This is a genomic window from Methylomonas sp. 2BW1-5-20 (assembly GCF_052474515.1).
The window spans coordinates 4,826,173-4,842,046 of sequence record NZ_CP184127.1; the positions used below are offsets into that span (position 1 = coordinate 4,826,173).

The following is a 15,874-nucleotide window of genomic DNA, read 5'->3' on the forward strand; positions in this document are numbered from 1 at the left end:
TTTACTCCTTAACGTTGTCGGGCGCAGGTTGATTAAGCGCGGCCGTGCCGCGATATGCGGATGAAATAGGGTAGCGGCGGTCACGGCCAAAGGCTCTGGGCGTGATGCGGATGCCGGGCGGCGATTGCCGGCGTTTGTATTCGTTTCTGTCGACCAGGGAAATAGCCCGATGTACATCTGCTGCGGCGAAGCCTTGCGCCACGATCTCGGCGGCGGATTTATCCTGTTCCACATACAAAGCCAGGATCGGATCCAGCACTGAATAGGGCGGCAGGGAGTCCTCGTCCTTTTGGTCGGGCGCCAGTTCCGCAGAGGGCGCGCGGGTGATGACGCGTTGCGGAATAACCGGCGACAAGGTGTTGCGGTATTCGGCCAATTGGTAGACCAGTAATTTGGATACGTCCTTCAGCGGCGCAAAACCGCCGGCCATATCGCCGTACAGCGTGGCATAGCCCACGCTCATTTCGCTTTTATTACCCGTGGTCAGCAGCAGATTGCCTTGTTTATTGGAAAGCGCCATCAACAGCACGCCACGGCAGCGGGCCTGGATATTTTCTTCGGTGGTGTCTTTTTTGCTGCCGGCAAACAGCGGGGCCAGCATTTCGTTAAATGCAGTCACCGCCGGTTCTATGGGGAGCACGTGATATTTGACGCCCAAGGCTTCGGCTTCCAGGATCGCGTCCTGGTTGCTCATATCTTGCGTATAGCGCGATGGCATCAGCACGGCTTCGACATGATCGGCGCCCAGCGCATCAACCGCCAAGGCCAGCACCAGTGCAGAATCGATGCCGCCGGACAACCCGAGAATCGCCCCCCGGAAACCGTTTTTACGCACGTAGTCTTGAATTCCCAACACCAGCGCCTTGTATTCGCTCACCACGGGTTGATACAAATCGGCGGTATCGGATTTTTGCGGCTGCTGATTGACGAACTCCACTATGTTCAGTTGTTCTGCGAATTCGGCGGCGCGGAATACTACGTCGCCGTTGCGGTCAGCGACAAACGAAGCGCCGTCGAAGATCAGTTCGTCCTGTCCGCCGATTTGATTCACATAGACCAGCGGAATCCCGGCTTCTTTGACCTGCGTGCAGATGATGTCCTCGCGTTGTTGCATCTTGCCGGCATGAAACGGCGAGGCGTTCAGGGTCAGGATAATATCTGCGCCGGCAGCACGGTTTTTGGCAATGATGCCGGGTTGCCAGATGTCTTCGCAAATGGTCAACGCTAGCCGGCTGTAATTAACCGTAAACAGACAGGTTTGTACGCCGGCGGTAAAGTAACGCTGTTCGTCGAACACGCCGTAGTTGGGCAGGGCTTGTTTGTCGTATTCGGCAAGGGTTTCGCCGTCGCGTAATGCCACGGCGGTATTGTAGAGCCGCCCATCTTGTTGTCGGGGATAGCCGATGACAACCGTTATGCCCGCTATCTTCTCGGCGATTTCGGCAACGGCTTGTTGCGCCTGCTGAATAAAATCGGGACGAAACAGCAAGTCTTCCGGCGGATAGCCTGTGACGCACAGCTCTGGAAATACGACCAGGTCGGCCTGCTGCTGTTTGGCTTGTTCGGCGGCAGCCAGGATTTTACCGGTGTTGGTTTGAATATCGGCAACTGTTAAGTTCAGTTGGGCTAGTGCTATTTTTATCGACATTATTTTTTGGAAAAACAATCCCGCATCGCTACACCAATATCCGAAGGCGAGCTGACCATGCTGACGCCGGCCGCTTGCATCGCCGCAATTTTACCTGCCGCGGTGCCCGCACCACCGGTGACAATCGCACCTGCATGGCCCATGCGTTTACCGGGCGGTGCGGTTTGGCCGGCGATGTAGCCGACCACCGGTTTGCTGACGTGGGCTTTGATAAAATCGGCAGCCTGTTCCTCGTCGCTGCCGCCGATTTCGCCGACCATTACGATGCCGTGGGTATCCGGGTCATCCTGGAAACGGCTCAGTACGTCGATAAAATTCATGCCGTGAATTGGGTCGCCGCCGATGCCGACGCAGGTGCTTTGCCCAAGGCCTTCGCGGGTAGTTTGGTGCACCGCTTCGTAGGTCAAGGTTCCGGAGCGGGAAACGATGCCGATCTTGCCGGGCAGATGGATATGGCCGGGCATGATGCCGATCTTGCATTGGCCTGGCGTGATCACGCCGGGGCAGTTAGGGCCGACCAGCAGTGAGCTAGTACCTTGCATCGCTGCTTTGACCTTGAGCATTTGCAGCACCGGAATGCCTTCGGTGATGCAGATAATTAGTTCGATGCCGGCATCGACCGCTTCCAGAATAGCGTCGGCTGCAAAAAATGGTGGCACATAGATCATCGTTGCAGTGGCGCCGGTGGCTTTCACGGCTTGTTCGACGGTATCGAATACCGGTAAATCCAGATGTTTAGAGCCGCCGCGTCCCGGCGTGACGCCGCCGACCAATTGGGTGCCGTAGGCTAGCGCTTGTTCGGAGTGAAAAGTACCTTGTTTGCCGGTGAAGCCTTGGCAAATGACTTTAGTGTGTTTGTCGATCAAAATGCTCATGGGCGGCCGCCCTCCATGGATGAAGTAAGTGTCGACGATGGTCGGGAACCAGCGTCGACCTCCGCCAATTTAACTGCCTGTTCGGCCGCGCTGTTCAAATCTTCCGCCGCGTATAGGCCCAAGCCCGAGTCTTTCAACATCGCCAGCCCTTGTTCGACATTGGTGCCTTCCAGCCGCACCACCACCGGTATGGTTAAGTGCATTTCCTCGACGGCCGCCAGGATGCCGGCGGCGATCACGTCGCACTTGACGATGCCGCCGAAAATATTCACCAGTACTGCCTTGGTAGTGCCGTCGGACAAAATCAATTTAAATGCGGCTTTCACCTTGTCTTTATTGGTGCCGCCGCCCACATCCAGGAAGTTGGCCGGCGCGCCGCCTTTCAACTTGACCATGTCCATCGTTGCCATTGCCAGTCCGGCGCCGTTCACCATGCAGCCGATATTGCCGTCCAGCGTGATGTAGTTAAGGTCGAATTGTTTGGCTTCCGCTTCCTTGGCGTCTTCCTGGGAAGCATCGCGCATCGCGGCGATGTCCGGGTGTAAAGGGATGGCGTTGTCGTCGAAATTGATCTTGCCGTCCAGTGCCACCAGTTTGCCGTCAGCGGTTTGAATCAGTGGGTTGATTTCGATCTGGCTGGCATCCTTGGCTAAAAACAGTTGATACAGGCCGTTCATAATGGTTTGCAGCTGGCTTTGCTGCTCTTTACCCAAGCCCAGTGCAGCCGATACCTGGCGGCATTGATAAGGCTGCAGGCCTGCTGCAGGATGCACCGGCACGCGGACGATTTTCTCCGGCGTCTCGGCAGCCACCGCTTCGATGTCCATACCGCCTGCGGCGGAGGCGATAAAGATCAGCCGTTCGCTTTCCCGATCCAGTAATAGGCTCAAATAATATTCTTGGTTGATTGCCGAAGCTTCTTCCACCCAAACGCTATTGACCGGCAAACCGGCTGCATCGGTTTGATGGGTAACCAAACGCGTGCCCAACATGGCCGCGCTGTAGTCCTTCACTTCATCCAGATTCCGGGCAACCTTCACACCGCCGGCTTTGCCTCTGGCGCCGGCATGAATTTGAGCCTTGACCACCCAGGCAGGGCTGCTCAATGACTGTGCGGCTTGTTGCGCTTGTTCCGGCGTGGTCGCCACGGCGCCTTGCGGCGCGGGGATCGCAAACTCTTTGAAGAGTTGTTTCGCCTGATATTCGTGAATATTCATTTAGTGCTCCATGGATGGCTTAAATCGCGGCGTCTCAAGTTGGTGCTATGATTGAACTTACAAACATTCTAACTAACTCTGCATAAAAAACACGGGCAATGCTTTCTTCATCGGTCGATACTATTTATCCCTGCCCTTTTTCTAAAGGGTACGGCATTCCCGTTCGGCAAGCGTGGTTGATGTTGAAGATTTTTGCGCTCTATCGGTTCATTACCGCCAGCTTGTTCGTGATGCTGTTTTATTTGCGGTTCGGGCCGTCGTTATTGGGTTCCTACGACGCGTCATTGTACCAGTTCACCAGTATTGCCTATCTGGGGATTTCGCTGTTTGCCGCGCCTGTCGCATTTCGACCGCGTTGGGCTTATGCCAGTCTGGCACAATTATTTATTTTTACCGATATAGTCTTCATTACCTTGTTGATGCATGCCAGCGGCGGCATCGGTAGCGGCATCGGAATCTTGCTGGCTATATCCATAGCGGCTGGCGGCTTATTGATTGGCGGGCGCTGCGCGATGTTATTCGCGGCCTTGGCCAGTCTGGCGATTCTTGCCGAAGAGGTGTATGCAATAGAAACGCATGCCTTCGAAAATACCACCTTGACTTATGCCGGCATGCTTGGCGTGTCGTTTTTTTCGATAGCGTTTTTGTCGGTGATATTAGCGCAGCGCGCCGAACAATCGGCGATTTTGGCGCAAAGGCACGAGCAGACCATCGCCAGGCTGGAAAGCCTTAACCGCTATATCATCCAGCATTTGCAATCGGGCATCATGATCGTCGATGAACGGCAGGTTACTCAGCTTTCCAATCAGTCGGCGTTGCGTTTGCTGGGATTGGTGTTGCATCCGGAGGAACTGGCCGAGGTTGCGCCGGAACTCAGGCAGGCTTTCGAGTTGTGGCGTGCCAATCGGGATCAGGATTTTGCGATTATCCAATTAGCCAATCGCAACGAAGTGCAAGTGCGGTTTTCCGAGTTGAGTATGGATGACGAAGCCTTATATATGCTGATTTTCGAGGACATTGCGTTGTATAACCAACGCTTACAACAAAGCAAGCTGGCCTCTCTAGGCCGGTTGACGGCCAGTATTGCCCATGAAATTCGCAATCCGCTCAGCGCAATTAGTCATGCCGGACAGTTGTTATCGGAAGCGCCGGACTTGGATGTGCAAGAGTTGCGTTTGACGGAAATCATCCAGCACCATTGTCAGCGGGTAAACAGCATCATCGAGGACATCCTTAAGCTGTCTCGGCGCAACCCGTCGCAGAAACAAAAAATTGCTTTGGACCAGTGGTTGCCGGCCTACGTTAACGAACAGAAATTGAACCTGGGCGAGCGGGCGGAGTGCTTTAAATTGATTTTTAAAGCGCAGGGCTTGAATGCCTGTATCGATAGCGGCCACTTGAAGCAAATCCTCGACAATCTTTGCGCCAATGCCTTGCAATACGGCAGGCCGGAGTGGGGACCGATTGTGCTTGAAGTGTCTCTGCTGCAGGATGCGCCGTGTATAAAAATTATCGATAATGGCGCGGGAATTGCCCCAGAGCATCGGCAGCATTTGTTCGAACCGTTTTTTACCACCTCTCACCAAGGTACCGGTTTAGGCTTGTATATTTCCAGGGAGTTGGCCGAATTGAATCAAGCGGAATTGAGCTACGCGGCTGATCCCGGAAAACCTTGTTTTACCTTATTGCTGGCTAATGCCGATCACGCCGTCATTGAAATATGAATATGCCTGTCACGCTGGTTGTCGACGATGAACCCGACATCCGAGAATTACTTGAAATAACCCTAAACCGCATGCACATTCAAACCCGTTGCGCGGCCAATTTGGCCGAGGCCAAGCAGTTACTGGCCGGCGAGGTGTTTGATTTGTGTCTTACCGATATGAAGTTACCGGACGGTGATGGGCTGGATTTGGTCGATCACATTCAATTGGCCGGCTTGCAGTTGCCGGTGGCGGTGATTACCGCGCATGGCAGCATGGATATTGCAATCAAAGCCATGAAAAAAGGTGCCTTTGACTTCCTGTCCAAGCCCGTCGATCTAGCGGTATTGCGGCAGCTGGTCAGTCATGCGTTGCAAGCTTCGCTGACCCGGGTTTCCGACAAAGAGCGGCGCACTCGCGATATCTTGCTCGGCGAATCGGCGCTGATGTGTGCTATTCGCTCGAAGATCGACAAGGTGGCTCGCAATCAGGCGCCGGTTTATATCAGCGGCGAGTCCGGTTCGGGGAAGGAGTTGGTGGCCAGATTGATACACCAGCAAAGCCCGCGCGGCGATAAGCCGTTTATTGCAATTAACTGCGGTGCTATCCCGCCGGAGTTGATGGAGAGCGAGTTCTTCGGGCATAAAAAAGGCAGTTTTACCGGCGCGGTTGCCGATAAGCAGGGTTTGTTTCAGGCGGCTGACGGCGGTACCTTGTTTCTGGATGAAGTGGCCGACTTGCCTTTAGCCTTGCAGGTCAAATTGTTGCGGGCGATTCAGGAGAAAAAAGTTCGACCGGTCGGCGAACAGCGAGAAGTGGCTGTAGATGTGCGTTTGCTGAGCGCGACCCACAAGGATTTGGCCAAAATGGTGCAGGAAGGCAGCTTTAGGCAGGATTTATATTACCGGATCAATGTCATCGAGCTGAGTTTACCGCCGTTGCGGGCCAGACCGGCCGATATTCCGCAACTTACCGAACACCTATTATTGGGTTTGGCCAGCGCCAACGGTATGCCTTTGCCCAAGCTGTCGGAGGCGGCAGTGAGTGCATTGAAGAAGTATTATTTCCCGGGAAATGTGCGCGAGCTGGAAAACATATTGGAGAGGGCGCTGGCTTTGCATGAAGGCGGCGTAATCGAGGCTGACGATCTGAATCTGCCGTTGGGAATGGAGTTGGCGGCGGTGGAGGATTACGATGCCGAGAAAATGTCTCTGGAAAGCTATCTCGAAGATATCGAGAAAAAAGCGCTGAGCGCTGCGCTAGAGGAAAATCGCTGGAATAAAACCGCTACAGCTAAATATTTGGGGTTGAGCTTCCGCTCTTTGCGGTATCGATTGAAAAAATTGGGATTGGAATAGAGAAAACAGAGGTCGGAAGCGAGTAGGAGCCGGCCACTCGCTTCTTCCTGATATGGAGTACCTTTATTGGTATTTTGCCATGCCTCTCAGTTGTTGCAGCGCTGCTTGGATTTTAGCGGTTGCCGCGTCGTCCAGTTCATTGTTTTTATAGACCTTGTCCAATAATCCTTCTTCGACCAACGCATCCTTGATCCAACGTTTTGCGAATGCGTAGCTGGAGGGTACTTTTGCAACTTCGCCGGTCTTAGGGTTTTTCACGCTATCGGTTGTTATGGCGGGGCTAGTGCTGGCGGCTGTTTTGGCCGGGGCTGATTTACTGGCTTTTGCGGCGGGCTTGGGTGTGGCGGTTTTAGCTGGAGCGGGTTTTGCGGTGGTTTTTACGGCGGTGGGCGGAGGAGGCGTCTGTTCCGCTTGGATTACCGGTTTTGCCGGTTCCGCCTTGGTGGGCTCGGGCTTACTGATTTCAGGTTTTTCCTTTTTGCCCCCTAAAACCACAAAAACCACGTAAGCCACAAAAATAGTGGTCGCTATAAAAAGCAATTCAGCCATAACCCTTCCCCTTTGTTTGTTTTATTTATTAAGATTCAGAACAATGTGTTGACACGATTTAAACACCGCGGGCGAATATACCAGAGCCGGTCAAACCGGTAAACTAATACACCATCTAACGCAAGGTTCGCAGATGGTTTTTCGGCAAATTCAGCCGTTTGAAATGGCTGGCTGATGACTGCCCAGCAATAGTCCCAACGAGATTTTATGCCCCTCCAGCAGGTTCTGTTCGGGCTTTCCGAATGCGTAACCCTGGCCGAAATTAACGCCGATTTCCTTGAGCTTTATCGCCGTGCCCGCCGATTCCACGAATTCCGCGATGGTTTTTTTGCCGAGTTTTGACGCAATCTCTACCATGGATTTGACCAATATCTGGTCAGTTTCATTGTCGAGTAGGTTTTTGATGAACTGGCCGTCGATTTTGACGTAATCGACCGGAAAGGTTTTTAAATAATTGAAAGAGCAAAAGCCGGCGCCGAAATCATCCAACGCGAATTTGCAACCCAGGGCTCTGATTTTATTGATCATGTGCCGGGTTTTTTCGAAATTGTCGACTGCTGCCGTTTCAGTTATTTCGAAGGTTAGGCGGCTGGCGTCTATCCAGGTCATTTCCAGTTTGTCGCTAATGGTCGATAGCAAGTCGGGGTACTGAAACGCAGTGCTGGACAGGTTGATTGCCAACGAAATATAAGACATGTACGTCGGCAGCGCCGCCAGGAAGTTGATGGCATTCTCAACTACCCACAGGTCAATGGCATGAATCAAACCGGTTCGCTCGGCGACCGGGATAAATTGATCCGGCGTGATGATTTCATTGCCGTCGCCCCGCATCCTCAGCAACACTTCATAGTGGGAGACATTGCCGTCCGACAATTGCACCACGGGCTGGAAAACCAGGAATAATTGATTGTCCCGCAAGGCTTTCCGGATTATGGGCACCCAATAGATGTCGCGGCGGCGTTCCTTGACGGTGAGATCTTCGCTGTTATATACACAAACTTTGTCACGACCGGTACTTTTTGCGAAATTACAGGCCTGGCGGGCATGCAAAATCATTTCGCCGGGATGGAAAGCGGAGATGGTGTTATCTAGCGTGGCGATGCCGATGGAAACCGATGCGCTGTAAGAGACTTCGCCGGTAAAAAACCGGAAGTTGTCCACCGTGTTCTTGATGGTTTCCGCCAAAATTTGCGCTTGTTTCTTGGTTTTGTTTTCCAGAAACAAACAAAACTCATCGGCACCGATACGGGCGAATAGGCTGCCCGCCGGTAATAATTTTCTCACCAGAATGGTCAGTTCCACCAATAAACGATCGCCCACCTCAAAGCCTTCCAGTTCGTTGATCAGACTGAAACGATCGACATCTATGAATAATAAGGAGCCGTCTTTGTGAGCTTTATTGCTGTGATTTAACACTAACCTGAGTTGGCGTTCGAAGCTGCTGCGATTGAATAAGCCGGTCAGTTCATCGTGAGCGACCAGAAATTTAAGTTTGGCATCGATAACGTTTTTTGCAGCCAGTTCGTTGATCAGCAGCTCTTCCTGACGATGACGTAATTGGCGTTCCTGTTTCAGACTCAGCAAAAACTTTACCGCGAGTATCAGTTCCTGCGTATTGACCGGCGTGTTGATTTTATAGGTCAGGCAGTCTTCTTGCTGCGGCTGGCAACGGTCGAGTTCGCAGTTAAAACTCTCGTCGTTCAGAATGACGACCGGGATGACTGTTATCGAGTTGGTATTGGAGAGGCTTTGACACATCTCGCGTGGCTGGCAGAGGGGCAATTTGGCGTTTAGGACGATTAGACCGATCATGTCCGGTTGATCGCTGTAAGGTTTCAATATCTCGTAAACCTGTTCGCCGGTGCCTGCTACGCGAATTTCCGTAAAGCCCGTGGCTTTTAATGTCGAAACGATTTTTTCAGCAGAGATTTCATTGTGCTCTGCGACGACTATGAGTTTTCCTTTGAGTACGTCACTGGCAATCATCTAATACCTTCCTGGTATTTTCATAAAATAGGGAGCTATGAACATGGGGTGTGTGGAGGCCGGCATTCAGAAAGCTTGTATTTTCATTGAATTGGTCTAGGTTTAAGCGCAGCCTTTAATGTAATTTCTATGCTATTGGTTTTCAGTATAGGTGTAAATTTAATTTTTTAGAATTATTGATGATAGTTTCTTCGCCATCTACCTTGACCGTTGCGGATTTGCTTCGAGGCGATTTACAGCTTGCCTCGCCGCCGAGCGTATATTTTTTGCTAAAAAAAATAGTCGACGATCCGAATAAGACCGCCAAAGACGCCGCTTTCGTTATCGAAGGCGATGCGGCATTGGCTATGAAGCTACTGAAGATAGTGAATAGTGCGTTTTATGGCTTTCCGTCGCAAATAAGCTCCATCGCAAAGGCGATAACTTTGATTGGAACTCGCGAGTTGCAGAATCTGGTATTAGGTACGTTGATAGTGGAACGTTTTTCCGATTTGCCGGGGCAGCATTTTTCCATACACGATTTCTGGGCCAGGAATTTGCGTTGCGCATTGATTGCTCGAGAGCTGGATGTGCATTTCGGTAAGCATTATGCCGATACCGCGTTTTTATGCGGTTTGATCCATAACGTCGGTCAATTGGTATTTTACCGGAGGATTCCGGTGTTGGCCCGCGAAGTGGACTTATTGTTGCAATCGCAAATGCAGTTGGCCGTCGACGACGAAGTGACGATAGAACAGAACGTGATAGGGTTCGATCATTTTCAGGCGGGAGCGGAACTGTGCAGGCTATGGAACTTGCCTGAAGTGATTGTGGAAAGTATTCGATTACACTGTTTTCCCGATACTATTACCCCCAACGCCGATTTGGCTGCCATGGTTAGGTTAGCAAACTGCTTAAGCCGAATAGAAAACCCATACGATGCTCATGCTGTCAACGCGTTGAACCTGTCTCCCGAGAAAATCAGCTTCATTCTCGATAAAATCAGCGACGAGTTCGAAGTTATTTTTAAATTGTTTTACCCTGCCGTCTAAGCGCGATTAGTGCCGCGAACTCCTCTTTGAGTTTGGCTAATGTAAGCCTGACTTCCCTGCTACGGAAAATGTTGCTGAAAGGCGACGCAAACGACAAATAGCCCCTTCCATTTATCGCAAAACATTTGGTGCCGCTGCCGAATGTTACTGTTGTTCCAAAAAAGCAACGGATTGGCCTAATAAATCGGTTTTGTCACAAAGTTGTCATATTGCCTCCCTACAATGCGCTCAAGCTCTCCGGTTGTTATCGGTTTTTAGCTAATGCATTGATTTATATTAAATTTTGGAGAATATTGATGAAGCTTTCTAAACTGGGTCTGGCAGTGGCAGCCGTGATTGGCTCGAGTATCGGGGCGGAGGCCATGGCGCTGGACTTGTATGTCGATGCCAAAACCAAACAAATTTTTGCCGAACCGGGTCCTGGGCGTACCAAGCTGGGTTCGTTCGAAAAAGTGGAAGACACTGCGGCTCAAAAAGCCGATGCACAAGCGCAAAAAGCTGAAATAGAGCAAATCAAGCAAGATCTGGCATTGAAAAACAATGAATTGAAAGCATTGGATGAGCACGTCAAGGATGAAAGATTTGGCGAACTGAAAATTGACGACAAAGGTATCAAATTCGAAAGCAAGGACGGTAACTTTGACATGTCCATTAACGGCCGATTACAGGTGGACTCGCAGACTAATGTATCGGGTCTGAGTCATGGGGGCGTTGCTGATCCGACCGGCGCAAATACAACTAATCAACTCGCTGACGGTGCCGGCATTCGCCGTGCTCGTATCGGGATTGAGGGTAGCTATTACAAAGATTTTGGCTATAAGTTTGAATACGACTTCGCGCGGGGCGATGGTTCGGTTGCCAGCGGTATTACCGACTCTTATATCGCTTGGAATGGTTATAAGCCTTTTAGCGTAAAAGTCGGTCAGTTTAAAGAGCCATTCAGCTTGGAAGAAGCAACCAGTAACCGTTGGTTGACCTTTATCGAACGTAACAACGTGGTCAATACCTTCTCTGATAACGACAATGCCTATAAAGTCGGTTTGGGATTGGGCTATTCGCAGCCTCGTTGGACGGCAAATATCGCACTACAAACAGAGTCCGTGGGTAAAGGCGGCGCGTCCAGCAGCACCAGTTCGAATAATGCAATGGGTAATGCCAACCGTAATAATGGTTCGGGTGATACCGGTTGGGGTGTAACTGGTCGTGTTACGGGGCTGCCTTGGTTCGTAGACAGCACCAAGTTTTTACATGTTGGCTTGTCCGGTTCCGAGCGGCAGATTGATAACAATTTTAGGGCAAACGGAACCTTCAATAACGGAGGCATCAGCTTTGGCAATCAAATTAGTACCAATGTCGATAGAACTTATATCTTGAATACAGGTGTTTTGACTGCCACTAATGGCTCACGTATTGCCCAACGGGTAGCCCGCTTCGGAGGTGAAACGGCGTTAGTTTACGGTCCGTTTTCTGCGCAAGCCGAGTACATTCAAGCAAACATTTCCGGTAAAGGTTATAACGACGAAATGCTGAATGGTTATTATGGTTATGCCAGTTACTTCCTGACCGGCGAATCCAGAGCTTATAAAGCTTCGACCGGTGCTTGGGATAGAATTAAACCCAAACAAAACTTTAACACGCATGGCGGCTGGGGGGCGTGGGAAATCGCTGCCGGTTACGATTATTTAAACTTGATTGATGGCAACATCAATGGTGGTCGTGCGACAACCGGAAAAGTAGGCATAAACTGGTATCCGAATTCGCACATCAAAATGATGGCTAATTTTATCCATGCGTTAAACATTGATACAGCAGGTGTTGTGAATGCTGCAGACGGAACAGCAAACACGCGTGCACGGGCATATAACAGTGCCAATTTCGATGTTGTTGAATTGCGAGCTCAAGTTGATTGGTAATAAAGGAAGTTGGGGCTAGGGAAGCCGAGTTTAAACTCAAAAGCCGCACCCTTCGCAAAGGGGGGTGCGGCTTTTTTGTTATATGAAAAGAGTTGAAGTTAGTTTGGGTGGCTTGGTTACTTGTTATCGGGTTTTTGCCTAACATTGCGGTTGGAATCTCACGAGGAGGAATTTGCTTATATGGTTAAGCTGGCTCGCTCTGTTAGACTACTTTGCCGTTTTGCAACTCAACAATCCTATGAGCGATCAACATCAATCCTTAACGTGGTATGGCTGGCTGTCTATCGCCGCCGCTATCAGCACGATTGCGTTAAAAAGCTATGCCTATTGGCTGACCGGTTCGGTGGGTTTGCTATCGGATGCGTTGGAGTCGGTGATTAATTTGGTGGCGGCGATCATCATGCTGGCGGTGTTGACTATTTCTGCGCGGCCGCCGGACGATACCCATGCCTACGGGCACGAAAAAATCGAATATTTCTCCAGCGGTGCCGAGGGCATCATGATTTTGCTGGCGGCATTCAGCATCGGCTACGCCGCTTGGGAACGGTTATGGCATCCGCTAACCTTGCATCAGCTGGATTTAGGTATTGCCGTATCGGTGTTCGCTTCGTTAATCAATTTGACGGTAGCCAGAATTTTGATTGGCGTCGGTCGCCGCCGACAGTCGATTACGCTGGAAGCCGACGGCAAACATTTGATGACCGATGTTTGGACTACGGTCGGAATTTTGATTGGTATCGCGGTCATTTCCGTGGCGAATCGGTTTGAGCCCAGTTTGGCCTTTGCCAAACAATGGGGGCTGAACGGCTGGGAAATTTTGGATCCGATTATCGCGATAGGGGTCGCGCTGCATATTGTCTGGGCCGGGCTGCAACTGATACGGCGCACCGTGGCCGGATTGCTGGACGCCGCGCTATCACCCGAAGAAATTGCCGAGATCGTCGCGGTGCTGGAGGCTTATGTCGTCAGTGACGGTATCGCCTATCATGCTTTGCGGACGCGTTATGCCGGCGCGCGCCGCTTTATGTCGGTGCATGTGTTGGTACCGGGCGGTTGGACGGTGCAGCAGGGCCATGATTTGTTGGAAAGTATGGAAGGGCGGATCAAGGACAAGTTCGACAATATCGACATTGACACCCACCTTGAGCCTATCGAAGACTCTGCGTCCTGGGAGCACTAAACACTCAGTAAGCTGAGTCAGGCATGCTTAAACTTCGATCAGGTTCAGCGCTACTTCTTTAAAGTGCTGTCCGACTATTCTAAAACCGCGCAACTCCAATACGCCTTTGGTATTCAAGGAAATGATCAAATGTAGCGCACCCTGATAGCCGGCTTGTTCGATGTCGGTTGCGGATGGAACGGCCGGTGTGTCCGGGTGCGAATGGAAAATCGCGAACAGGTTTTCGCCTTTATCGCGCATTTGCTTCATGGCGGCGATTTGTTGGCCGGCATCCAATAAAAAGCGATTTTTCGGGGTATCGGCACTGTTGTCAACCGGATAACAGCTGAGCGGCATGCCGTTGCTGTCCGCGCCGATCAGGCCGCAAATTTCCGCGTCCGGCGATAATTGCGCCAGATGTAGCAGTTGATTGGTAAGTTTGCGCGGTAGAGAAATCTCACTGCTGGTCATAGTTATTCCCATATTCCTGAGGTGACGCGGGGATTGCCCGATAAATCTAGATGTGTGCAGACCTGCCGGTAACCCAAATGCTTAAAAATGCCTTGTGCTTCGGTTTGTTGATTGTAGCCGTGTTCGATCAATAAGCGCCCATGGGCTTTAAAATGGTCGCGTGCCTGTTCGGCAAGCATGCGAATATCTTGTAGCCCGTTTTCGGCGCTCGACAAGGCATTCCCCGGTTCGAAACGGACATCGCCCTGTTGTAAATGCGGGTCGCCGTGAGCGATGTAAGGGGGGTTACTAATGATTAAATCAAAGTCGGTTTCTTCGATCCGGTCGAACCAATGGGATTGGATTAAACGGACATTGTTGGTGTTGAATTGTTTGGCATTATCTCGGGCAATGTTTAGCGCTGCCGCACTGAGGTCGGTAGCGCTTACGTCCGCCAATGGCCTTTCGGCTGCCAGCGTGATGGCAATAACGCCGGAGCCTGTGCCGAGATCGATAACTTTACAGGGGCGGTCTGTCGGGAGCAGGGCTAAGCTAAGTTCTATCAATAATTCGGTGTCGGGCCTGGGGATCAGAACATCTCGGCTGACTTTGAAGTTGCGCGACCAGAATTCGCGCTGGCCGGTTAAATAGGCAACAGGTTGGCCTTCCGAACGTTGCTCTATTAGCCTTTGAAACTGGGCGCATTGTTCCGGACTTGGTTGATGTTCCGGCCAAGCTCGGAGAAACGAGCGGTTCTTGTGCAGGCAGTGGCAGAGCAATACCTCTGCGTCCAATTCAGCGGAGTCAGAGCTTTCTTTCAACCGCTCTATCGCGATCGGCAGCAGGTCGCGGATAGACCTTTGTCGTGGCGAATTCGCTACTGCGGAATATTTAGGCATTGCCCAGTTGCGTCAGCAGTTCCGCCTGATGTTCGTGAATGAGTGGTTGAATCACATGCTCCAGCCCTCCCTCCATGATTTCTTCCAGCTTATAAAGCGTCAGATTGATGCGGTGGTCGGTGAGTCGGCCTTGCGGGTAGTTATAGGTGCGGATGCGCTCGGAACGGTCGCCGCTACCGACTTGCAGCTTGCGGCTTTCCGATTGCTCGGCATGCTGTTTTTCCTGGGCGGCGGACATCAAGCGCGCTTGTAAAACCGACATCGCGCGGGCGCGGTTTTTATGCTGCGAGCGTTCGTCCTGGCATTCCACGACTACACCCGACGGGATATGAGTGATACGGATTGCCGATTCGGTACGGTTAACGTGCTGGCCACCGGCGCCGGAGGCGCGGAAGGTGTCGACGCGCAAATCCGCCGGGTTGATGTCGATTTCGTCGACCGCATCGACTTCCGGCATGATCGCCACGGTACACGCCGAGGTATGCACGCGGCCTTGCGATTCGGTTTCAGGCACGCGTTGTACGCGGTGGGTGCCTGACTCGAATTTCAGTTGTGAATAAACATTCTGGCCTCTGATGCGCATGATGACTTCTTTAAAGCCGCCATGTTCGCCGCGATTTTCGTTGATGATCTCGGTGCTCCAGCCCTGTCTTTCCGCATAGCGTTGATACATGCGCGCTAAGTCGCCGGAGAAGATCGCGGCTTCGTCGCCGCCAGTGCCGGCGCGTACCTCGAGAAACACGTTGCGGTTGTCGTTGGGATCTTTCGGCAACAGTAGAATTTGCAGTTGTTGTATCAATTCCTCGCGTTGCGCCTCGGCGGCCTGAATTTCCTCTTTGGCCATCTCCCGCAGTTCAGGGTCGCTGTCCTTGGCCATTTCCTGGGCTGATTCCAGATTGGCTTCATTTTCCTGATAGGTTTTGTAGCAGGCAACCAGCGGTTCGATTTGCGAGTATTCCTGGCTCAGGCTGCGGAATTGATTTTGATTGCTTTGTACTTCGGGCTGCGACAGCAGCGCGGTGATTTCTTCAAAGCGCTCGCCGAGGTTTTCCAGTTTGGTTTGTATCGAGGGTTTCATTAAGGATG

The 15,874-nt window shown here is 51.6% G+C and carries 13 protein-coding genes; 5 read left to right on the forward strand and 8 right to left on the reverse strand.

The features are described 5' to 3' along the window. Position 1: 1 nt before the first annotated feature. Genes ACH50O_RS22190 through sucC form a run of 3 tightly spaced genes read right to left on the reverse strand, consistent with a single transcriptional unit; the run spans position 2 to position 3,740 of the window. On the reverse strand, positions 2-1,648 hold the full coding sequence (locus ACH50O_RS22190) for an NAD+ synthase (RefSeq protein WP_446809927.1): 1,647 nt from the start codon (positions 1,646-1,648) through the stop codon (positions 2-4). Beyond that, positions 1,648-2,523 carry a succinate--CoA ligase subunit alpha gene (gene sucD, locus ACH50O_RS22195; RefSeq protein ID WP_446809928.1) on the reverse strand — a complete coding sequence of 292 codons (876 nt, stop codon included), beginning with the start codon at positions 2,521-2,523 and terminating at the stop codon, positions 1,648-1,650. The genes ACH50O_RS22190 and sucD overlap by 1 nt, the downstream gene beginning before the upstream one ends. After that, a complete protein-coding gene (gene sucC / locus ACH50O_RS22200) occupies positions 2,520-3,740 on the reverse strand; it encodes an ADP-forming succinate--CoA ligase subunit beta (protein ID WP_446809929.1) in 1,221 nt (406 codons plus the stop codon). Before sucC ends, sucD begins: the two co-directional genes overlap by 4 nt. Positions 3,741-3,919: 179 nt before the next feature. On the opposite strand from sucC, the gene ACH50O_RS22205 reads away from it, so the two are divergent. Continuing rightward, positions 3,920-5,464: a sensor histidine kinase gene (locus ACH50O_RS22205; RefSeq protein ID WP_446809930.1), complete on the forward strand. Its 1,545-nt coding sequence runs from the start codon at positions 3,920-3,922 to the stop codon at positions 5,462-5,464. Beyond that, on the forward strand, positions 5,461-6,801 hold the full coding sequence (locus tag ACH50O_RS22210; RefSeq protein ID WP_446809931.1) for a sigma-54-dependent transcriptional regulator: 1,341 nt from the start codon (positions 5,461-5,463) through the stop codon (positions 6,799-6,801). Before ACH50O_RS22205 ends, ACH50O_RS22210 begins: the two co-directional genes overlap by 4 nt. 63 nt (positions 6,802-6,864) lie before the next feature. Here the strand turns inward: ACH50O_RS22210 and ACH50O_RS22215 are convergent, their stop codons facing one another. Continuing rightward, entirely contained in the window at positions 6,865-7,350 is a 486-nt protein-coding gene (locus tag ACH50O_RS22215) for a hypothetical protein (RefSeq protein ID WP_446809932.1), read from the reverse strand. Between the two features lie 150 nt (positions 7,351-7,500). Continuing rightward, complete coding sequence (locus ACH50O_RS22220; protein WP_446809933.1) at positions 7,501-9,336, reverse strand: EAL domain-containing protein; 1,836 nt, start codon at positions 9,334-9,336, stop codon at positions 7,501-7,503. A 179-nt stretch (positions 9,337-9,515) separates the two neighbouring features. On the opposite strand from ACH50O_RS22220, the gene ACH50O_RS22225 reads away from it, so the two are divergent. The 3 genes from ACH50O_RS22225 (at position 9,516) to ACH50O_RS22235 (ending at position 13,460) form a co-directional block, all read left to right on the forward strand. After that, positions 9,516-10,367 (forward strand): HDOD domain-containing protein, encoded by an 852-nt coding sequence (locus tag ACH50O_RS22225; protein WP_446809934.1) that lies wholly within the window; start codon positions 9,516-9,518, stop codon positions 10,365-10,367. A 296-nt stretch (positions 10,368-10,663) separates the two neighbouring features. Further along, positions 10,664-12,280: an OprO/OprP family phosphate-selective porin gene (locus ACH50O_RS22230; protein WP_446809935.1), complete on the forward strand. Its 1,617-nt coding sequence runs from the start codon at positions 10,664-10,666 to the stop codon at positions 12,278-12,280. A gap of 238 nt (positions 12,281-12,518) precedes the next feature. After that, complete coding sequence (locus tag ACH50O_RS22235; RefSeq protein ID WP_446809936.1) at positions 12,519-13,460, forward strand: cation diffusion facilitator family transporter; 942 nt, start codon at positions 12,519-12,521, stop codon at positions 13,458-13,460. 27 nt (positions 13,461-13,487) lie between these two features. Here the strand turns inward: ACH50O_RS22235 and ACH50O_RS22240 are convergent, their stop codons facing one another. From ACH50O_RS22240 to prfA, 3 genes are read right to left on the reverse strand one after another with little or no spacing between them, the layout of a single operon-like run. Next, on the reverse strand, positions 13,488-13,910 hold the full coding sequence (locus ACH50O_RS22240; protein WP_446809937.1) for a Mov34/MPN/PAD-1 family protein: 423 nt from the start codon (positions 13,908-13,910) through the stop codon (positions 13,488-13,490). A 2-nt stretch (positions 13,911-13,912) separates the two neighbouring features. After that, positions 13,913-14,788: a peptide chain release factor N(5)-glutamine methyltransferase gene (prmC, locus tag ACH50O_RS22245; RefSeq protein ID WP_446809938.1), complete on the reverse strand. Its 876-nt coding sequence runs from the start codon at positions 14,786-14,788 to the stop codon at positions 13,913-13,915. Continuing rightward, positions 14,781-15,866, reverse strand: a complete 1,086-nt coding sequence (gene prfA / locus ACH50O_RS22250; protein ID WP_446809939.1) for a peptide chain release factor 1 — start codon at positions 15,864-15,866, stop codon at positions 14,781-14,783. Before prfA ends, prmC begins: the two co-directional genes overlap by 8 nt. Between the last annotated feature and the right edge of the window lie 8 nt (positions 15,867-15,874).